The 19,053-nt window shown below is 69.5% G+C and carries 18 protein-coding genes; 12 read left to right on the forward strand and 6 right to left on the reverse strand.

What is annotated here, in order from left to right:
* Nucleotides 1-6 precede the first annotated feature (6 nt).
* Genes ACNJ7E_RS21190 through ACNJ7E_RS21200 form a run of 3 tightly spaced genes read right to left on the reverse strand, consistent with a single transcriptional unit; the run spans nt 7 to nt 3,670 of the window.
* Nucleotides 7-1,251: a glycosyltransferase family 4 protein gene (locus tag ACNJ7E_RS21190; protein WP_283334835.1), complete on the reverse strand. Its 1,245-nt coding sequence runs from the start codon at nt 1,249-1,251 to the stop codon at nt 7-9.
* Nucleotides 1,248-2,846: a 1,4-alpha-glucan branching protein domain-containing protein gene (locus ACNJ7E_RS21195; RefSeq protein WP_418340901.1), complete on the reverse strand. Its 1,599-nt coding sequence runs from the start codon at nt 2,844-2,846 to the stop codon at nt 1,248-1,250. Before ACNJ7E_RS21195 ends, ACNJ7E_RS21190 begins: the two co-directional genes overlap by 4 nt.
* Nucleotides 2,843-3,670, reverse strand: a complete 828-nt coding sequence (locus ACNJ7E_RS21200; protein WP_283354671.1) for a class I SAM-dependent methyltransferase — start codon at nt 3,668-3,670, stop codon at nt 2,843-2,845. The genes ACNJ7E_RS21195 and ACNJ7E_RS21200 overlap by 4 nt, the downstream gene beginning before the upstream one ends.
* Before the next feature lie 241 nt (nt 3,671-3,911).
* Here ACNJ7E_RS21200 and ACNJ7E_RS21205 point away from each other — a divergent pair, with 241 nt between their 5' ends.
* The 9 genes from ACNJ7E_RS21205 (at nt 3,912) to ACNJ7E_RS21245 (ending at nt 13,632) form a co-directional block, all read left to right on the forward strand.
* Nucleotides 3,912-4,712, forward strand: coding sequence for an electron transfer flavoprotein subunit beta/FixA family protein (locus ACNJ7E_RS21205; RefSeq protein WP_005259535.1), 801 nt, complete (start codon nt 3,912-3,914; stop codon nt 4,710-4,712).
* 46 nt (nt 4,713-4,758) lie between these two features.
* Complete coding sequence (locus tag ACNJ7E_RS21210; RefSeq protein ID WP_280781711.1) at nt 4,759-5,715, forward strand: electron transfer flavoprotein subunit alpha/FixB family protein; 957 nt, start codon at nt 4,759-4,761, stop codon at nt 5,713-5,715.
* Between the two features lie 134 nt (nt 5,716-5,849).
* Nucleotides 5,850-6,683, forward strand: coding sequence for a GNAT family N-acetyltransferase (locus ACNJ7E_RS21215; RefSeq protein ID WP_011598359.1), 834 nt, complete (start codon nt 5,850-5,852; stop codon nt 6,681-6,683).
* Complete coding sequence (locus ACNJ7E_RS21220) at nt 6,680-7,603, forward strand: lysophospholipid acyltransferase family protein (protein ID WP_418340902.1); 924 nt, start codon at nt 6,680-6,682, stop codon at nt 7,601-7,603. The genes ACNJ7E_RS21215 and ACNJ7E_RS21220 overlap by 4 nt, the downstream gene beginning before the upstream one ends.
* A gap of 17 nt (nt 7,604-7,620) precedes the next feature.
* Nucleotides 7,621-8,841, forward strand: coding sequence for a cysteine desulfurase family protein (locus tag ACNJ7E_RS21225; RefSeq protein ID WP_283334830.1), 1,221 nt, complete (start codon nt 7,621-7,623; stop codon nt 8,839-8,841).
* Nucleotides 8,841-9,935, forward strand: coding sequence for a tRNA 2-thiouridine(34) synthase MnmA (mnmA, locus tag ACNJ7E_RS21230; protein ID WP_016883114.1), 1,095 nt, complete (start codon nt 8,841-8,843; stop codon nt 9,933-9,935). The genes ACNJ7E_RS21225 and mnmA overlap by 1 nt, the downstream gene beginning before the upstream one ends.
* Nucleotides 9,932-10,954 carry a methionine synthase gene (locus ACNJ7E_RS21235; protein WP_418340903.1) on the forward strand — a complete coding sequence of 341 codons (1,023 nt, stop codon included), beginning with the start codon at nt 9,932-9,934 and terminating at the stop codon, nt 10,952-10,954. The genes mnmA and ACNJ7E_RS21235 overlap by 4 nt, the downstream gene beginning before the upstream one ends.
* Nucleotides 10,955-10,995: 41 nt before the next feature.
* Nucleotides 10,996-13,086: an NAD-dependent DNA ligase LigA gene (gene ligA, locus ACNJ7E_RS21240; RefSeq protein WP_418340904.1), complete on the forward strand. Its 2,091-nt coding sequence runs from the start codon at nt 10,996-10,998 to the stop codon at nt 13,084-13,086.
* 57 nt (nt 13,087-13,143) lie between these two features.
* Nucleotides 13,144-13,632, forward strand: a complete 489-nt coding sequence (locus tag ACNJ7E_RS21245) for a GNAT family N-acetyltransferase (RefSeq protein WP_011598364.1) — start codon at nt 13,144-13,146, stop codon at nt 13,630-13,632.
* A gap of 37 nt (nt 13,633-13,669) precedes the next feature.
* On the opposite strand, the gene ACNJ7E_RS21250 is transcribed toward ACNJ7E_RS21245, so the two are convergent.
* On the reverse strand, nt 13,670-14,320 hold the full coding sequence (locus tag ACNJ7E_RS21250) for an ACT domain-containing protein (RefSeq protein ID WP_025432327.1): 651 nt from the start codon (nt 14,318-14,320) through the stop codon (nt 13,670-13,672).
* 204 nt (nt 14,321-14,524) lie between these two features.
* Between ACNJ7E_RS21250 and ACNJ7E_RS21255 the strand changes: the two genes are divergently transcribed.
* Genes ACNJ7E_RS21255 through gatA form a run of 3 tightly spaced genes read left to right on the forward strand, consistent with a single transcriptional unit; the run spans nt 14,525 to nt 16,920 of the window.
* Complete coding sequence (locus tag ACNJ7E_RS21255) at nt 14,525-15,082, forward strand: antibiotic biosynthesis monooxygenase (RefSeq protein ID WP_418340905.1); 558 nt, start codon at nt 14,525-14,527, stop codon at nt 15,080-15,082.
* A 60-nt stretch (nt 15,083-15,142) separates the two neighbouring features.
* Nucleotides 15,143-15,442, forward strand: a complete 300-nt coding sequence (gene gatC / locus ACNJ7E_RS21260) for an Asp-tRNA(Asn)/Glu-tRNA(Gln) amidotransferase subunit GatC (protein ID WP_112299402.1) — start codon at nt 15,143-15,145, stop codon at nt 15,440-15,442.
* A complete protein-coding gene (gene gatA / locus ACNJ7E_RS21265; protein WP_105413070.1) occupies nt 15,439-16,920 on the forward strand; it encodes an Asp-tRNA(Asn)/Glu-tRNA(Gln) amidotransferase subunit GatA in 1,482 nt (493 codons plus the stop codon). The genes gatC and gatA overlap by 4 nt, the downstream gene beginning before the upstream one ends.
* Here the strand turns inward: gatA and ACNJ7E_RS21270 are convergent.
* Entirely contained in the window at nt 16,917-18,368 is a 1,452-nt protein-coding gene (locus tag ACNJ7E_RS21270; RefSeq protein WP_418340906.1) for an alpha/beta-hydrolase family protein, read from the reverse strand. The two genes, gatA and ACNJ7E_RS21270, sit on opposite strands and share 4 nt — an antisense overlap.
* Nucleotides 18,365-19,006, reverse strand: coding sequence for a hypothetical protein (locus ACNJ7E_RS21275; RefSeq protein ID WP_280781719.1), 642 nt, complete (start codon nt 19,004-19,006; stop codon nt 18,365-18,367). Before ACNJ7E_RS21275 ends, ACNJ7E_RS21270 begins: the two co-directional genes overlap by 4 nt.
* Nucleotides 19,007-19,053 lie beyond the last annotated feature (47 nt).

The raw sequence follows: 19,053 nt of genomic DNA on the forward strand, positions 1-19,053 counted from the left end.
GCCACGTCAGCGACCGGGCAGCGGACGCTCGGGTATCTCCGGCCTCGCCAACGGGTGCCGCACGCGACGCTTGGCGCCCGCGTAGACGTGGACGGTGTCCTCGGCCACCTTGTGCCAGTCGAAATCCGCGGTGAGACGGTCGCGGGCGGCCACCGCGCGCTGCTGGGCGCCGGCGGGGTCGTCGAGGACCTCCCGGACCGCGGACGTGAGCCCGGCGACGTCGCCCGGCTGGAACGACATGCCGGTCTCGCCGTCGACGACCGCTTCACCGAGGCCGCCGGCGGTGGACGCCACGAGCGGGGTGCCGGAGGCGGCGGCCTCGAGTGCGATGATCCCGAACGGCTCGTACCGGCTGGGCAGGACGATGGCGTCGGCGCCGTGCAGCCACCCGAGCAGTTCGATGTGGTCGAGGTTGCCGAGGAAGTTCACGGCACGGGCGACGCGATGGGTGCGGGCCTGCTGGTAGAGCCAGGTGAACTGGGTGCCCTCACCGGCGATCGACAGCGTGGTCCCGGGGTGGCTGCGGCGGATGCGGGGGAGCGCGGCGATGGCGTCCTGCACACCCTTCTCGTATTCGAGGCGGCCGACGAACAGTAGTTTCGGCGGTCCGGACCGCGGCGCGCGCTCGCGGAAGCTCCAGGTGGTGAGGTCGATTCCGTTGCGGATCACCGTGATCGGCGGGAGCTGCGGACCGTAGAGGGTGGTCACTTCGTCCTGCATCGACGCGGAACAGGTGATGAGCGCATCGGATTCGTTGGCCAGCCACCATTCCACCGAATGCACCTGGCGGTTGATCCGGCCGGACACCCAGCCGCTGTGCCGCCCGGCCTCGGTGGCGTGGAGCGTGGAAACCAAAGGGACGTCGTAGAATTCGGCCAACGCGATGGCCGGATGCGCCACGAGCCAGTCGTGTGCGTGCACCACGTCCGGCTGCCAGCCCTCCCCGACCCCCGGTTTGTGGAGGGCGACACCGGCTCGCACCATCGCGTGCCCCATCGCGAGTGTCCACGCCAGCATGTCCTCGCCGAAGACGAAGTGCGCGGGGTCCTCGGCGACGGCGACCACCAGGACGCCGCCCTCGATGTGGGTGACAGTGGGGTGGGTGGAGGCGTCGGTGCCCGACGGCCGCCGCGACAGCACCACCACTTCGTGTCCGGCCGCCGCGAGTTCGGTGGCCAGGTGGTGGACGTGGCGGCCGAGACCGCCGACCACGACGGGTGGGTATTCCCACGACACGATCAGGATCTTCACGACGCCCCTCCCTCGGTGCCCGTCAGCCGGGTGTCCCTGCCGGGCAGACGCCGCGCGTCGAGCCCGGGGAACAGGCCGTCGGCGCGGTTCCATCCCTCTGCGAGCCGGTTCGCGGCCGCGTCCTTGCCCGCGGAGACCGCGGCGGCGATCTCGCGGGTGGCGTGTGCGTGCTTGTGTGCCCGGTCGCGGGCATATCCGGCGGCCGAATCCTTACTGACCATGAACGCCCAGTCGCTCGACACCGTCATGAGTGCCTCCCGCAGGATCTGATCGTTCACGCGGTTCCGGAGCGCGGGGCGTCCGGGGGCGGTGTCGGCGTCGTGGGTCTTGTCCACGGTGTCGAGGGCGGTCGCAACCACCTCGGAGTTGAGTTGCACCAGGTCCGAGACCTGATCGCCGGCCCACACCCGCCAATCCTTGCCGGATCCCCACGACGAGTTCTCGAGCTGGACGGGTTCGCCGACGTAACCCTGCCTGCGGGCGTCGTCGAGGGTGCCGACCCGAATTCCGGCCTCGGGTAGCGCGCGCAGCACCTTCTCGAGCCACTCGGGGCCCTCGTGCCACCAGTGCCCGAACAATTCGGTGTCGAACGCGGCGACGACGAGCGCGGGCCGTCCGATGCGCTCGGACTCGTCGCGCAGCCGCGTGCGGACGGTGGCGACGAAGTCGGCCGCGTGCCGATCGACCGCGGCCGTCGCGAGAGCCGGGTCGTACGGCGCCTTGTCGGCCGAGTCGACGGTGCGGCCGGTGACGCGGGCCGGTTTGAGGCCCGTGGCGTGGTCGTATGTGTGGAAATCGCGGTAAGCGCCGTGCCCGGGATAGCCCGACTTGGGCGACCACACCCGGTAACTCACCTGCAGGTCGCGTCCGAACGCGACCACATCGGACTCACGGACCGGCCTGCCGAGCGACGTGTCGCCGCGCAGGGCGGGGCCGTCGACCATGAAATGAGTGACGCCCGCCGCGGCGTATCCGGTCTCCATGCCGGGGGTGTACCCGCATTCGGGCCCCCAGATACCTGTCGGTGTGCAGTTCCACCGTGCGGCGGCGTCGGCGAGCCCCTCGCGGAGGGAGAAGGCACGCAACCGCGGGTCGAGCAGCGGCTGGAACGGGTGGGCCAGCGGCCCGCCGAGCAGTTCGAACGCCTCGCGATCGAGAAGGTCGCGCAGGACCGGTGAGCCGCCGTGCCGCCAGCGCAGCTCGAAGTCGGCGAGTGCGGCGGCGGACGCGCGGTGCTCGCGGGCACCGAGATCGCGGTGCGCGTCGTCGGGCATTCCTGCCGCCTCGTGCGCGCGGATCTGCCAGTTCCCGAGCCAGTGGTGCATTCCCGCCAGACTGTGCGGATCATCGAGCTGAGCTGCGAGAACGGGGGTGATGCCGAGGGTCAGTAGATGCGAGCGACCCTCGTCGGACAGCCGCCGCAACATCGCGGTGAGAGGGAGGTACGACGCCGCCCACGACTGGTACAGCCACTCCTCGCCCACCGGCCACCGGCCGTGGTTGGCGAGCCAGGGCAGGTGGGAGTGCAGGACCAGGCAGAACATGCCCGGTTCCGTCGCGTCGCCCGCTCCGGTGCGGTTGTCGGATTCGGTCACCGAACAGGATCCTTCACCGCGACGGCCACCAGGTCGAGGCTGTCGTCGATGTCGCCCTCGTGCAGGGCGAAATCGTCGACGGTGATGCCCTCGACGTCGCGGGTCAGTTCGTCGGGCCAGGGTTCGCCGGCGAGTGCGCGGTCGATCTGCGCGCCGATGAACGAGCCGCCGTGCTTCGCGTCGAGGGATTTCAGCCGGTCGCCGTGATGGACGCCGGTCATGAGGGCGACCCTGAAGCCGGCCTCTTCCAGGAGCTCGGTCAACTCGGCCGCGTCGAGTTCACGCGTGTGGAACGGATTGAGGGGTGTGTCGCGGCCCGGCGAGAACGTGATGCGGTTGGGGGTGCTGACGAGCAGTTCCCCGCCGGGCGTCAGAACCCGGAAGCACTCGCGCAGGAATTGGGCCTGGTCCCAGAGGTGTTCGATCACCTGGAAATTGACGACGGTGTCGACGGATTCGTCGCCGAGGGGAAGCTCCGCGAGATTGCCGTGCAGCATCTCGACGCGGGGGTACCGCGCACGCACGTGCTCGACCGCGGAGATGTCGTAGTCGAGTCCGGTGACGGTCCGTGCCACATCGGCAATCATGTTGGCGCCGTAGCCTTCTCCGGATCCGGCCTCGAGTACCCGGCGTCCCGCGCAGCGGGGGAGGAGGTCGCGGTAGACCACCTCGTGACGCCGGAACCAGTAGTTCTCCTCGGGGATTCCGGGCACGGTCCGCTCGCCCGTGAGGGGCAGTTGCTCGTCTCCGGTCGATGGCAATTGCTCGTGACCGAGCGGGGGCAGCGGTGCGTCCTCGCGGTCGCCGACAAATGATTCGCTCACCGCTGCGAGGTTAGTGCCACCGGCAAGGTCGCTCGTCCAGGTGGTCTACATCACAGGGATGAAATGCACTTTCGGCCGTTATGGTGAACGAGACTTTCACGCAAGTTACCGACGGGTAACTTAACGTGGGGTAATCTGTCGCAGAGCCATCGTGCGACGAAATATCGACAACGAGAGCTCGGCCCATGCGGAGCAACTCGCGATAACCACGCAAGAACACACAGGAGGTCGACGAAGACCCATGACGAACATTGTTGTTTTGATCAAGCAGGTCCCCGACACGTGGTCCGAGCGCAAGCTGACCGACGGTGACTACACGCTTGACCGCGAGGCCGCCGATGCAGTGCTCGACGAGATCAACGAGCGCGCCGTCGAGGAAGCGCTCCTGATCAAGGAGGCTCAGGGCGGCGAGGTGACCGTCCTCTCCGCAGGTCCGGACCGCGCCACCGACGCCATCCGCAAGGCCCTCTCCATGGGCGCCGACAAGGCAGTGCACATCAACGACCCGGCCCTCCACGGCTCCGACGCGGTGCAGACCGCGTGGACCCTGGCCGCGGCGCTGGGACAGATCACGTTCGAGAACGAAGAGCCTGCCGACCTGATCATCGCCGGTAACGAGGCCACCGACGGCCGCGTCGGCGCCGTTCCGGCCATCATCGCCGAGTACCTGGGCATCCCGCAGCTCACGCAGCTGCGCAAGCTCACGGTCGCCGACGGCACCGTCACCGGAGAGCGCGAGACCGACGAGGGCGTCTTCGGCCTCGAGGCGAGCCTGCCGGCCATCGTCAGCGTCACCGAGAAGATCAACGAGCCCCGCTTCCCCTCCTTCAAGGGCATCATGGCCGCGAAGAAGAAGGAAGTTCTCGTCTACACGCTGGCCGACCTCGGTGTCGACCCGGAGACCGTCGGTGTCGCCAACGCGGGCACCACCGTCACCGCCTCCACCCCCAAGCCCCCGCGTACCGCTGGTGAGCGCATCGTCGACGAGGGCGACGGCGGCAGCAAGATCGCTGCCTACCTCGTGGGCCAGAAGATCATCTGATCGCGCCCCTCTACAGACCAGCAGACACATACAGGGAGAGTTAGACATGGCAGAAGTACTGGTGCTCGTCGAGCACGCAGAGGGTGCGCTGAAGAAGGTCAGCACCGAACTCATCACCGCCGCTCGCGCGCTCGGTGAGCCGGCCGCAGTGGTCACCGGTCCCGCCGGCACCGCCGACAAGCTGGCCGAGGGCCTCACCGCCGCGGGCGCGGCCAAGATCTACGTCGCCGAGTCGGACGACATCGACGGCTACCTCGTCACCCCGAAGGTCGACGTGCTCGCGTCGCTCGTCGAGTCGGCCGCGCCGGCTGCGGTCATCACCGCCGCCAGCGTCGAGGGCAAGGAGGTCTCCGGACGTCTTGCTGCCCGCATCGGCTCCGGCCTGCTCGTCGACGTCGTCGACGTGAAGTCCGACGGCAGTGCCGTGCACTCCATCTTCGGCGGCGCGTTCACCGTCGACGCCAAGGCCAACGGCGACGTCCCGGTCATCTCGGTCCGCCCGGGTGCCATCGAGGCGAAGCCCGAAGCCGGCGCAGGCGAGAAGGTCTCCGTCGAGGTCCCGGCCCAGGAAGAGGGCGCCGTCAAGATCACCTCGCGTGATCCGATCGTCGGTGGCGACCGCCCCGAGCTCACCGAGGCGACCGTCGTCGTCTCCGGTGGCCGCGGTGTCGGCAGCGCCGACAAGTTCACCGTCGTCGAGGAACTCGCCGACTCGCTGGGTGCCGCTGTCGGTGCCTCGCGTGCCGCGGTCGACTCGGGCTACTACCCGGGACAGTTCCAGGTCGGTCAGACCGGTAAGACGGTCTCCCCGCAGCTGTACATCGCGCTCGGCATCTCCGGTGCGATCCAGCACCGCGCCGGTATGCAGACGTCGAAGACCATCGTCGCCGTGAACAAGGACGAGGAAGCCCCGATCTTCGAGATCGCGGACTACGGCATCGTCGGCGACCTGTTCAACGTCGCTCCGCAGCTCACCGAGGCTGTCAAGGCCCACAAGGGCTGATTTTCGGCCGACGGCGGCCCCGTTCCCTTCCAGGGAGCGGGGCCGCCGTCGTATCTTCCGTCGTTCATCCGGGCTGCATCGACACGACACCCGGGCGATGCCCTCACGCCGCCCCTGCTCGGTAAACCTGCGCCATGACAACTTCGTCAGTTCTCCGCGCACCGAGTGAGACCGCCGATTCTGTTGTAACCGCGCCCCGATACTCCCTGGTCGTCTCGTCCGACCGTGAACACCGCGTTGCGGCCCAAAGGCTGCGCTACCGCGTGTTCGCCTCCGAACCCGGATTCTCCGTCCCCGCGCACGCGGACGCCCTCGACGCCGACCGGTTCGACGACTTCTGCGACCACCTCCTCGTCCGCCACGAGGCGACCGGCGAGTTCGTCGGCTGCTACCGCATGCTCCCGCCCGACGCCGCCGCCCAGGCCGGCGGCTATTACACCGCCACCGAATTCGACATCTCCGCTCTGGACCCCGTCGGCAACCGCATCGTCGAGATGGGCCGGGCGTGCGTCGACCCCGACCACCGCTCCGGTTCGGTGCTGAGCCTGATGTGGGCAGGCATCCTCCACTACCTGCAGCTCACCGGATACGAGTGGGTCATGGGATGTGTCTCCGTGCCGATGCGGGAGCATCCGGACGCGGTGGCCGGTTCCAACGTCCGCGGGGTGCGCGACCTGCTGCTCCGCAAGTACGGCAACGACCCGGCCGCGCGGGCCGTGCCCAGGAACCCGGTGCGCGTCGACGGGCGGTCGCTCGACGAGATCGCGCCGCCCGCCCGCCCGACCCTGCCGCCGCTGCTCCGGGGCTACCTGCGCCTCGGGGCCAAGGTGTGCGGTGAGCCCGCGCACGATCCGGAGTTCGGTGTGGCCGATTTCGTCGCCCTGCAGGGACTGCACGGCGCCAACGAGCGGTACCTCGAACGCCTGCGGTCGGCGTCGGCCACTCTCGAGGCGGGGGCACAGGCATGAGCACGGCCCTGTCCGAGCCGACCGAGGTGACCGTTCACTCGTGGATGCCGTCGAGTCCGTGCGGCGCGGGGTGTCTGCCCGCGGAGGCGAACGGGGTGTCGATGCCGACCGTGGTCGTTCGGTGGTGCCTCGTGGTGTCGGCCCTGGCGACCGCGCCGCTCCTGACCGCGGGATGGTTGCTGCCCCGGTCGTGGCGAACAGGTCTGCAGAGGCGGTACGCGGCGATCCTGTTGCGCTGCATGGGAATTCACCTCCTCGTCGTCGATCATCGCGGAAAGCGGCGCCACACCGGCGGGATCCTGGTGGTGGCCGGCCACGTGTCGTGGACCGACGTGCTGGTGCTCAGCGCGCTCGCGCCGGCGAACTTCGTCGCCCGCGGGGATCTGCTGGACTGGCCGGTGCTGGGGTCGCTCGCGCGGCGGATGAGGGTGGTTCCGATCGAGCGGCAGAGCCTGCGGGCGCTCCCGGCGACCGTGGCAACGACGGCGGGCAGGCTGCGCGCCGGCGAACGAGTCGTGGCGTTCCCGGAGGGCACCACGTGGTGCGGACGGGCGTACGGCGGATTCCGGCCCGCACTGTTCCAGGCGGCGATCGACGCGGAATGCCCGGTTCAGCCGATTTCGCTGCGGTACACCGGCCGGGGCGGGGAGCTGACGACCGGGCCGTGTTTCGTGGGCGAGGAGACGATCGGTCAGTCGATCCGGCGCATCATCCGACAGAAGGGGGTCACCGCGGAGGTGCGGCTGGCGCCGATCGAGTATCCGGGGGAGTGCCGCCGCGATCTGGCTGTCCGGTGCGAGCGCGCCGCGCGGGGCGACGAACGGATCGATCTCGCAGCGCACGACATCCTCGATCCACTGCAGGGTGTGGCCGGGACGGCGGCCGCGGGCATCGAGGCGGCGGAGCGTCTCGTCGCCTGAGCTATCCTGGTCACGTCATGACCTCTGCCCGCAGTGCCGATCACCCCGTCTACCTGGACCACGCAGCCACCACTCCCATGGTGCCCGCGGCCGTCCGGGCGATGACCGACATCTTCAGGACCGTGGGCAATGCGTCCTCGCTGCACGGTTCCGGGCGCGCCGCCCGCCGTCGCATCGAGGAGGCCCGCGAGTCCATCGCCGCCGACCTCGGTGCCAGGCCGTCCGAGGTCATCTTCACCTCCGGTGGCACCGAGAGCGACAACCTCGCCGTCAAGGGCATCTTCTGGGCCCGGCGCGACGCCGACCCCGGCCGGGTGCGGATTCTCGCCAGTTCCGTGGAGCACCATGCGGTTCTCGACGCGGTGGAGTGGCTCGAGAAGCACGAGGGTGCCCAGGTCACGTGGCTGCCCGTCGACGAACTGGGCCGGGTGTCCCCGCAGGCGCTGCGCGACGAACTCGCCGTCCACGCGGACGAGACGGCCCTGGTCACGATCATGTGGGCCAACAACGAGGTCGGCACGATCATGCCGATCACCGAACTCGCCGCCGTGGCGGCCGAGTTCGGTGTGCCGATGCACAGCGACGCCGTCCAGGCCGTCACGCACATCCCCGTGGACTTCGCTGCGAGCGGGCTGTCCGCGCTGAGCATCGCCGCGCACAAGGTCGGCGGACCGCAGGGCGTCGGTGCGCTGCTGCTCGGACGGCAGGTGCCGTGCGTGCCGCTGCTGCACGGCGGGGGCCACGAACGAGACCTGCGTTCGGGCACCCCGGACACGGCGGGTGTCGTCGGTATGGCGGCGGCGCTGCGCGACACGACCGCCGACCTCGACGCCCGCGCGACGGAACTGACCGTCCTGCGCGACCGCCTGATCGAGCGCGTCGGCGAGATCCTTCCCGACGCCGTGCTGAACGGGCCGGTGGGCAGCGCACGACTGCCGGGCAACGCCCACTTCACGTTCCCCGGCTGCGAGGGCGATTCACTGCTGATGCTGCTCGACGCCGCCGGGATCGAGTGTTCCACGGGCTCGGCGTGTACCGCCGGGGTCGCTCGTCCGAGCCACGTCCTGACCGCGATGGGCGTGGATTCCGCGACCGCGCGGGGATCGTTGCGCTTCTCGTTCGGGCACACGTCGACGGTCGCGGACGTGGATGCAGTCATCGCGGCACTGCCGCAAGTTGTGGAGCGGGCCCGCGCCGCCGGGCTCGCCGGTGTCGGAGCGCGTGGAGGGGATCGTTGATGCGAGTACTGGCGGCCATGAGTGGCGGCGTGGATTCCGCGGTGGCGGCGGCACGGGCGGTCGCTGCCGGGCACGACGTGGTGGGCGTGCATCTCGCGCTGTCCGCCGAGCCGGGCACGCTGCGGACCGGATCCCGGGGCTGCTGCTCCAAGGAGGACGCCGGTGATGCCCGGCGTGCCGCGGACGTGCTCGGAATCCCGTTCTACGTCTGGGATTTCGCCGACCGCTTCAAGGAAGACGTGATCGACGACTTCGTGGCGTCGTATGCCGCGGGGGAGACCCCCAACCCGTGCCTGCGGTGCAACGAGAAGATCAAGTTCGCGGCGCTCGCGGACCGTGCGATCGCCCTCGGGTTCGACGCGGTGGCCACCGGCCATTACGCGCAACTCGAGAACGGCGTGCTGCGCCGTGCCGTCGACGCGGACAAGGATCAGTCGTACGTGCTCGGTGTGCTCACCGCCGAGCAGCTGTCGCGGGCGATGTTCCCGGTGGGTGACACTCCGAAGGACCGGATCCGGGAGGAGGCCGCCGAACGCGGCCTCGCCGTGGCGAACAAGCCCGACAGCCACGACATCTGCTTCATCCCGTCCGGCGACACCCGCGCATTCCTCGGCGCCCGCATCGGTGTCCGCCCGGGCAGTGTGGTCGACGCCGATTCGGGTGAGGTGCTCGCGGAACACGAAGGTGTGCACGGTTTCACGATCGGTCAGCGGAAGGGTCTCGGCGTCCAGGGTCCCGCAGCCGACGGGCAACCGCGGTACGTGACGTCGATCGAACCCGACACCGGCACCGTCCGTGTCGGTTCCGCACGCAACCTCGAGGTGCACGCGATCACGGCGGACCGCGCCGTGTGGACGTCCGGGAGCACGCCGGTCGGACCGGTCGAGTGCACCGTCCAGGTCCGGGCCCACGGCGGTCTCGCCGAGGCCGTCGCCGAAGCGGTCGACGGCGGCATCGCCATCTCCCTGCGGGAGCCGCTCACCGGTGTCGCGAAGGGGCAGGCCGTCGTCCTGTACCGGACCGATCCGGCAGGCGACATCGTGCTGGGCAGCGGAACCATCTCGGGTACCGACGCACGTCCGAACACGCAGTGACGCAGGATATCTCACTGGCCGGTGCCGTCACCGGCGTCGGCTCGTGGCCGGGCACCGATCCGCGTGAAGCCGCCACGATCGTTCTCGGCGAACTCGGCCGGCTCCCGCACCTGGTCGAGTTGCCCGCCCGCGGGCTCGGCGCCGACATGATCGGCCGCGCCAGCGCTCTGCTCGTGGATCTGCAGCTGGACGTGTCCACGACGGCTTACCGTGTGGTGCAGCGTCGCGGCTCGGTCGCCAAGCGGGCGACCGACCTCCTGAACCAGGATCTCGATGCGCTCGAGGAGGCGTGGGAGAGTGCGGGCCTCGTCGGCGCCGACCACGTGGTGAAGGTGCAGTCGGTGGGCCCACTCACGCTGGCGGCCGAGGTGGAACTCGGCACCGGCCGGCGCGTGCTCACCGACCCCGGTGCGGTGCGCGACTTCGCCGAATCGCTGGGCGAGGGGCTCGCGCGGCACGCCGCGGAGGTCACCCGACGTCTCGGCGCGCAGGTGTTGGTCCAGTTCGACGAGCCGCGTCTGCCCGCCGTGCTGGCGGGGACACTGTCCGGTCGCTCGCGGCTCGAGACCGTGCGGGCGATGCCGGAACCGGAGGCTCTCGCCGTGCTCGAGGCCGCCCTCGCCGGCTGCGGCGCGGTGACCATGGTGCATTGCTGCTCCGCGGATCTGCCCACCGACCTTCTGCGGCGCAGCAGTGCCCGCGCGGTGGGTCTGGACGTGTCACAGCTGGCGTCGACGGACCTGGACGGCATCGGCGAGTTGCTCGACGCGGGCAAGGAGCTCGCACTGGGCATCGTCCCGACCACCGCTCCCACCGTGCCTGCCACGTGGCGCGACCTGGCTCGACCTGCGGTGACGCTGATCGACCGGCTCGGGTTCGCGCGCACGACGCTACGGACCCAGGTCGCCGTGACGCCCGCCTGCGGGCTCGCGGGCGCCGACGCGTCCTGGAGCCGGGACGCCCTGAAGTTGTGCGCCGAGGTGAGTAGCGCGTTCACCGACGACCCCGAATCACTCTGAGTCCGGCATTCGGTGTCGGCCGGACCGGTTAATCTTCGGTAGTGAGTGAATCGACCGAAGCCCCGACACCGGCCCCCGGACACGTCCGGGAGCATTGGAACGAGCTGGCCGAGGAAGTGCGGCAGCACCAGTTCCGCTATTACGTCCGCGACGCGCCCATCATCTCCGACGGCGAGTTCGACGTGCTGCTGGGCGAGCTGAACGACCTCGAAAACCAGTACCCCGATCTGCGGACGCCCGATTCGCCGACACAACTCGTCGGCGGCGGTTTTGCCACCGACTTCGCCTCCGCCGATCATCTCGAGCGGATGCTCAGCCTCGACAACGTCTTCGCCACCGACGAACTGCGCACCTGGATCAGCCGGGTGGAGCAGGAGACCGGGCCCGACCTGCACTATCTGTGCGAGGTGAAGATCGACGGGGTCGCGCTGAACCTGGTCTACGAGAACGGCCGACTCGTGCGGGCCGCCACCCGCGGCGACGGCCGGACCGGTGAAGAAGTGACGCTCAATGCGCGGACCATCGACGACATTCCGGAAAAGCTCACCGGCACAGACGAATACCCGGTCCCGGCACTCCTGGAGGTGCGCGGCGAGGTGTTCTTCCGGCTCGAGGACTTCGCCGCACTCAACGCGGCGCTCGTCGAGGAAGGCAAGGCGCCGTTCGCGAATCCCCGAAATTCCGCGGCTGGGTCGCTGCGGCAGAAGAATCCGGCCGTCACGGCCCGCAGGCGCCTCGGGATGATCTGCCACGGACTCGGCCGGAGCGAAGGATTCGAGCCGGTCTCCCAGTACGACGCGTACACGGCTCTGGCGGCGTGGGGCCTGCCGGTGTCGACCCACACCGCCCGCGTCACGGGCGCGGACGCCGTCGTGGACAGGGTGCAGTACTGGGGCGAGCACCGGCACGACGTGGAGCACGAGATCGACGGTCTGGTGGTCAAGGTCGACGAGACGTCGCTGCAACGCCGGCTGGGGTCCACGTCGCGGGCGCCGCGCTGGGCGATCGCCTACAAGTACCCGCCGGAAGAGGCCACCACCAAGCTCCTCGACATCCGGGTCAACGTCGGTCGCACCGGCCGAGTCACCCCGTTCGCCTATATGGAACCGGTCACGGTCGCCGGCTCCACGGTCTCCCTCGCCACCCTGCACAACGGGTCCGAGGTCAAACGCAAGGGCGTGCTCATCGGCGACACGGTCGTACTGCGCAAGGCCGGCGACGTCATCCCCGAGGTCCTCGGACCCGTGGTCGACGCCCGGACGGGCGACGAGTACGAGTTCGTGATGCCCACCCACTGCCCGGAGTGCGACACACCGCTGGCCCCCGCCAAGGAGGGCGACGCGGACATTCGCTGCCCCAACCAGCAGTACTGCCCCGCGCAACTCCGGGAACGCGTGTTCCACGTGGCGGGCCGCGGCGCATTCGACATCGAGGTTCTCGGCTACGAGGCCGCCACGAGCCTGCTCGAAGCCAAGGCGATCGGCGACGAGGGCGACCTGTTCTCGCTCACCGAGGACGATCTGCTCAAGACGTCGCTCTTCCGGACCAAGGCCGGCGGCCTGTCGGCCAACGGCCGCCGGTTGCTCGACAACCTCGATTCCGCCAAGGACAAGCCGCTGTGGAGGGTGCTGGTCGCGCTGTCCATTCGCCACGTCGGTCCCACGGCGGCGCGTGCGCTGGCCGGTGAGTTCGGGTCGCTCGCGCGGATCCGGGAGAGCTCCGTCGAGGAACTCGCGGCGGTGGACGGGGTCGGCGGCACCATCGCCGCGGCTGTCGCCGAGTGGTTCGGCGTCGACTGGCACCTGCAGATCGTGGAGAAGTGGTCGACGGCCGGGGTTCGCATGGAAGACGAACGCGACGAATCGATTCCGCGCCACCTCGAGGGACTGTCGATCGTCGTCACGGGGTCCCTGGAGACGTTCTCGCGCGACCAGGCGAAGGAGGCGATCCTCGTCCGAGGTGGTAAGGCCGCGGGTTCGGTGTCGAAGAAGACGGCATTCGTGGTGGTCGGCGAATCGCCGGGCTCGAAGCACGACAAGGCCGTCGAACTCGGAGTGCCGGTCCTCGACGAGGACGGGTTCCGCCGACTGCTGGAGGGTGGTCCGGACGCGGTCGCGGATTCCGGGGTGTGATCGGAACCTCACGCTCGCATTTTGGGCGGCGTGAGCAGTCCTGTCATAGTTCTGGACATGATCGAGATTCGGAATGCGACGCCGGACGACTACGAGGCCGTTGGTGACCTCACGGTGATCGCCTACGTGGGCGGCGGATTCGTGGAGGCGCACGATCCGTACACGAACCGGTTGCGCGACACCGCCGAGCGGGCGGAGAAGGCGGATGTGCGGGTGGCCGTGAAGGAGGGCCAGATCGTGGGTTCTGTCACGATCGCGGATCCGGCCTCCCCGTACGCCGATGTCGCGCAGCCGGGTGAGCTCGAATTCCGGATGCTCGCCGTGACACCCGACGCCCGCGGTTCCGGGGTCGGGTCGGCGCTCGTGCGGCACGTCCTGGACACGGCGTACGACCGCGGGGACCGCGCGGTCGTGATGTCCACCCAGCCGGACATGGAAGATGCCCGCCGCATCTACGACCGCAACGGTTTCGTGCCTGTGCCCGAACGCAATTGGGCGCCCGTGCCGGGTGTCGAGCTGACCGTCCTGGTCCGCGAGCTCGTCTGAGGCGACCACCCCCGGGCCTCCCGGCCCGGGACGGCGGTCAGCTCAGAACCGTCGCGATGATGCCGGCGAGGTAACCCAGCCGGGCGATCTCGGACGGACGGAACTCCGGGCCGCCGGGACGGCCGAGCATCAGCACACGGCCGGTGGTCCCGAGGGGAGCCGCCGCGAGTGTGGTGTTCATGTCGCGCCACACCTGCGGCACCCAGTCACCCTCGCCGTCGAGCGCGGTGGGCTTCTCCAGCGGCATCCACGGGATCTCGGTGGCATGGGTCTCGGGAGCTCCCGAGCTGCCGACCACACGGTATGCGCCGTGCGGGCCGAGGTCGGCGACCACGGACCAGCCGACCCGGAGCACGCGCGGCGCCCCGTCGACGAGGACCTGCAGTCGATCGTCCGCCGCGGTGGCGACCTGGTCGATGAGCTCGAGCTCGCGGTGGGTGTCGAGGATTCCGGCGTACGGCCGGATGGAGTCGACGGTGACGCCGGGCAGGTTCTCGGCGGCCGTGATGAGGGTGTCGGGGAGCGATCCCGGCTCGACATCGACCACGAGGTCGTCGATGGCGAATCCGGCACCCCGTTCCACCACGTCGAGCGACAGAATGTCAGCACCCACCGAGCCCAGGGCGACGGCGAGAGAGCCGAGGCTACCGGGACGGTCGGGGAGCTGGACGCGAAGCAGATACGACACGTGCGTCCCTTTCACCACGAGATAGACGCGGGAGTACCTGCGACCCCCGTCGCTCACCATCCTTGCACTTTCGTTCCCGAGTATGCGGTCCCCCCTGCGGCTTCGCCGGGGACGGGACGGGGACGTGCAGGTCGCGCTCGATTCGTGACACTGCCGATACGGATTCGCCTCGTCCGCGAAACACGACAGCCCAAACATGGGTGCATGAACATCACGGCGACGGGAGTGACGACGTCCGTCTCGCGGCGGGTGGCGGCGGGCCGGGAACAGGAATTCCTGCGCTGGACGGACGCGGGGATTGCAATGGCGGGCACGTTCCCGGGGTTCCTCGGCGGGGGATGGCTGCGCGCGGCGACCGACCCCGAGCAGTACCACGTGGTGTACCGGTTCGCGGACGAGGACACTCTCGACGCGTGGACGACGTCGCCCGCCAGGAAGGTGTGGGTGGGCAGGGGAACTGGTCTCGCGCAGGACACGGTCACGCACCGGCTGACCGGGGTGGAGGGCTGGTTCGAACCGCAGTCGACGCTCACGCACGCCGTTCGGGTCACGCCGCCACCGCCGCGGTGGAAGCAGGCGGTCACCATCTGGCTCGGTTTCTTCCCGATCTCACTTCTCATCGCGTTGTTCGTCACTCCTCGGCTCTCGGCCCTGGACGTGGTGACGCGCACCGTGGTGGCGTCGGTGGTCACGACTCCGGTGATGGTCTTCGTGGTTCTGCCGTTCCTGACGGGCAGGTTGCGGCGCTGGCTGCACGGCTGATCGGGCCACGCTCTAGGCTGGGACCCACTTGTGTACGTCCGAACCGAAAGGGGCCCCGCGGTGCCTGCCATCTCCCGTGACGAGGTCGCGCACCTCGCGCGGCTGTCTCGACTCGCCCTGACCGATGCCGAGCTCGACGAGTTCGCCGGTCAGCTGGACTCGATTCTCAGCCACGTGAAGGTGGTCACCGAGGTGCCCGCCGAGGATGTTCCGCCGATGGCGAACCCGAACGCGGTCACCAACGTGACCCGTCCCGACGTGATCGTTCCCGGCTTGACTCCCGAGCAGGCGCTGTCCGGCGCACCGGCTGTCGAGCAGGGTCGCTTCGCTGTCCCGCAGATCCTTGGAGAGGGCGAATGAGCGCCGAACTGACCACTCTCGACGCCGCAGATCTCGCGTCGAAGATCCACAGCCGTGAGGTGTCGTCCGTCGAGGTCACCCAGGCGCATCTCGACCGCATCGCCGCGGTCGACGGTGACCTGAACGCCTTCCTGCACGTGGCAGGCGAGCAGGCCCTCGTGTCGGCGAAGGAAGTGGACAGCAGCCTCGCCGCAGGCAATGCACCCGCCTCCCCGCTCGCGGGAGTTCCGTTGGCGCTCAAGGACATCTTCACCACCACCGATATGCCCACCACGTGCGCGTCGAAGATCCTCGAAGGTTGGATCGCACCGTACGACGCGACGCTCACGAAGAAACTGCGCGAGGCCGGTATCCCGATCCTGGGAAAGACCAACCTCGACGAGTTCGCGATGGGTTCGTCCACCGAGAACTCCGCCTACGGCCCCACCCGCAACCCGTGGGACACCACGCGCATCCCGGGCGGTTCGGGCGGCGGCAGTGCCGCGGCCCTCGCGTCCCGGCAGGCCCCGCTCGCGATCGGCACCGACACCGGCGGCTCGATCCGTCAGCCCGCCGCCGTCACGGCGACGGTCGGCACCAAGCCGACGTACGGCACGGTCTCCCGTTTCGGCCTCGTGGCCTGCGCGTCCTCGCTCGACCAGGGTGGTCCCTGCGGCCGCACGGTCCTCGACACGGCGCTGCTGCACGAGGTCATCGCCGGGCACGACCCGCGCGACTCCACGTCGATCGACGCGCCCGTGCGTCCCGTGGTGGCGGCTGCGCGTGAGGGTGCCGGTGGCAACCTGAAGGGCGTGAAGGTGGGTGTGGTCAAGGAACTGCACTCCGACAGCTACCAGCCCGGGGTCATCTCGTCTTTCGATGCCGCCGTCGCGCAACTCACGGAACTCGGTGCCGAGGTCGTCGAGGTGTCGTGCCCCAACTTCGAGTACGCGCTCGCGTCGTACTACTTGATCCTGCCGAGCGAGGTGTCGTCGAACCTCGCACGCTTCGACGCGATGCGGTACGGCCTGCGCATCGACGAGGGTGACATGAGCGCCGACCAGGTGATGGCCGCGACGCGCGCCGCCGGTTTCGGCCCGGAGGTCAAGCGCCGCATCATGATCGGTACCTACGCGCTGTCGTCCGGCTACTACGACGCCTACTACGGTCAGGCGCTCAAGGTGCGGACGCTCATCGCCAGGGACTTCGAGAAGGCGTACGAGAAGGTGGACGTCCTGGTGTCGCCCACCAGCCCGTTCACCCCGTGGAAGCTGGGCGAGAAGGTCGGCGACCCGCTCGCGATGTACCTCTCGGACCTGTGCACGCTGCCCACCAACCTGGCGGGGCACTGCGCGATGTCGGTTCCGTCGGGACTGTCCGCGGACGACGGACTGCCGGTGGGGCTGCAGATCATGGCACCCGCGCTGGCCGACGAGCGGCTGTACCGCGTCGGTGCCGCCTACGAGGCCGCACGCGGTCCGATCGGCTCGCCGAACTAGGAGCAGTCGGGCAGGGCGGTGCCCTGCTCACTGCCGTAGCGGTGTCCGTGGCCGGCTGCGAAGTTCAGCGCGGACACCAGGTCGACACTCGTCTGCAGGAACGTGATGCCCGGAATCCATTGGGGTACCGGCGCATCGCGTACTGCGAGCGAGAGGTCGGGTCGGTGCAGGACCAGGTCGGGGGACCACCACACTACCGGGTCGGATGTGTTCGCCAACACCGTCGCCCCGTCCGTCAGAACCGAGCCGGCGGGCGGGCCGGCCCACAGTGCGCCGCAGACTCGCTCGCGCAGTGGGTCGGCGTCGGTGAAAATTGCACTGCCGCCGACGGATCCGAGGCTCTGACCGTAGACGTACAGCGCCGGGCGCAGGAGGTCGGGGAGGTCGGCGATCCGCTCGGCGACGGCATCGAACAACGCGGCCGCCGATTCGTCTGCGGCGGAACGCCCGAACACGAACGTGATCCAGCTCGGCAGGTACGAGTACTGCATGCCGACGATGGCGACGTCGTCGGCGAAGCGTTCCTCGAATCCCTCGGCGGCGTTCTCGTCGATCCACCCCGAGCCGGTGGGCACCGTGACGACGATGGCGGACCGGGTGAATCCGCCGGCCCGCTCGAGTTCCGAGACTGCCAGTGCCGCACGCGATTCGACGTCCGGTGCCGAATCCATCCCCACATAGGTGCGGATGGCGGCCGACTGCTCGCCCGCCGCCACGAACCGTCGTCCCTGGCGCCCGAGCGACTCCCAGCTGATCGCGGAGTCCGGGCTGCCGGACAGTTCGGCGGACATCGGCCGGTGCAGGGACACGTCGACGAGCGCGTTGGAGTCGCTGTAGGAACGCGACATCATTCCCCACAACGCCGGTCCGGCGACCAGTTGCAGTGCGGTCGCGAGAACGACGGCGGTGGTGGCGCTGCCGATCCAGCCGAGACGTCGGGCGACCGTGCCGACGACGCTGCCGATGCCGGCGAACAGCAGGAACGTCAGCGCCGCCACGATGATCGCCTGCATCCAGTGGTCCGGCCCGATGCCCGGCATGCCCATGGCTGCGCGCAGCGAATCCTGCCAGTGGTCGGCGAGCACGATCGCCCAGGTCACGGCGATCATGGCGCCGATCAGCACCAGCAGACGCACCGAGTCCCGCGGAGGGTGGTTGCTGCGCGAACGGGTGACGAGGTACCGCAGGCGGCGGGCGAGGACGACGAAACCGAAACCGATCGCGGCGAGGACGCCGGTGAACAGGGCCTGCGTCAGCGCACTCCGGGGGAGCAGTGAGGGAGCGAGAGAGGCGAGTGTGACGGCGGTGACGACGATCGTGGAGGAGACGCGGGGGAGAGCGGAGACCGGGATCGTCGTGACCAGTGTGCGGCGCAGGGCATTCGGCTTCGTGCGCGAGCGACTGTGCACCGTGCTCCGTCCGGGACCGGACAGAGCGGTGATGATCATCCGACGGCTCCGACCGGATGCGGGCGGCGGCGGATCGACCAGGCCGCGCCCGCGACGAGCGCGGCACCGACACCGCCGGCCAGTGCGTACGGGAGCCCGGATTCGGTGACCGGTGCCGAATAGGCCTGGCGCCAGCTGTTTCCGGTGACGAAGGTGGTCGCGACGTTCGCCATCACGAAGCACTGCGCCCGTGCCTGCTCGTCGGCGCGGGTGTCGCACGCCGCGTGCATGCGCTGATCCAGCTGTGCGTCGAGGCTCTGCCGCGCCCAGGGACCCAGGTCCTCGCCGGACCGTGACGCGTACCGCAGAAGGTCGTAGCCGAGGTCGTGGGCCTTGCACGACGTGTCGAACTCGAGGGGCAGCGGCACGGGGGACGAGCAGTCCCCGCCGGGATTGGCGAGCATCCCGTCGATCGGCACCGGCGTGTACCCCATCACGTCGGCGAAGTCCGCGGGAATGGAGTCCTCGGAGATCTCGGCCGGTGCGGTGAGGGTGTGCACCGCGGCGGAGGCGGCGGCGTTCTCGTGCCGGGGTGTGCTCGCCGCGCCGGTGCCTGCGAATCCTGTCGTGGTCAGTAGTGCGGTTGCGGCGCACGCCACCGCGGCCCAAGTCGTTCTCCGTGTCCCCGTCTTTCGCATGACGAGAACGTTATGAATTCGTGTTGCGCAGCCACATCACCCCGGAG

The sequence above is a fragment of the Rhodococcus mengyinensis genome (assembly GCF_048381435.1).
GTDB classification, from domain to species: domain Bacteria; phylum Actinomycetota; class Actinomycetes; order Mycobacteriales; family Mycobacteriaceae; genus Rhodococcus_F; species Rhodococcus_F opacus_D.

Bases quoted from the DNA above. Each gene is read 5' to 3' on its own strand.
- ACNJ7E_RS21205 (WP_005259535.1), top strand. From the start codon at position 3,912: ATGACGAACATTGTTGTTTTGATCAAGCAGGTCCCCGACACGTGGTCC.
- ACNJ7E_RS21210 (WP_280781711.1), top strand. From the start codon at position 4,759: ATGGCAGAAGTACTGGTGCTCGTCGAGCACGCAGAGGGTGCGCTGAAG.
- ACNJ7E_RS21215 (WP_011598359.1), top strand. From the start codon at position 5,850: ATGACAACTTCGTCAGTTCTCCGCGCACCGAGTGAGACCGCCGATTCT.
- ACNJ7E_RS21220 (WP_418340902.1), top strand. From the start codon at position 6,680: ATGAGCACGGCCCTGTCCGAGCCGACCGAGGTGACCGTTCACTCGTGG.
- ACNJ7E_RS21225 (WP_283334830.1), top strand. From the start codon at position 7,621: ATGACCTCTGCCCGCAGTGCCGATCACCCCGTCTACCTGGACCACGCA.
- mnmA (WP_016883114.1), top strand. From the start codon at position 8,841: ATGCGAGTACTGGCGGCCATGAGTGGCGGCGTGGATTCCGCGGTGGCG.
- ACNJ7E_RS21245 (WP_011598364.1), top strand. From the start codon at position 13,144: ATGATCGAGATTCGGAATGCGACGCCGGACGACTACGAGGCCGTTGGT.
- ACNJ7E_RS21255 (WP_418340905.1), top strand. From the start codon at position 14,525: ATGAACATCACGGCGACGGGAGTGACGACGTCCGTCTCGCGGCGGGTG.
- gatA (WP_105413070.1), top strand. From the start codon at position 15,439: ATGAGCGCCGAACTGACCACTCTCGACGCCGCAGATCTCGCGTCGAAG.
- ACNJ7E_RS21270 (WP_418340906.1), bottom strand. From the start codon at position 18,368: ATGATCATCACCGCTCTGTCCGGTCCCGGACGGAGCACGGTGCACAGT.
- ACNJ7E_RS21275 (WP_280781719.1), bottom strand. From the start codon at position 19,006: ATGCGAAAGACGGGGACACGGAGAACGACTTGGGCCGCGGTGGCGTGC.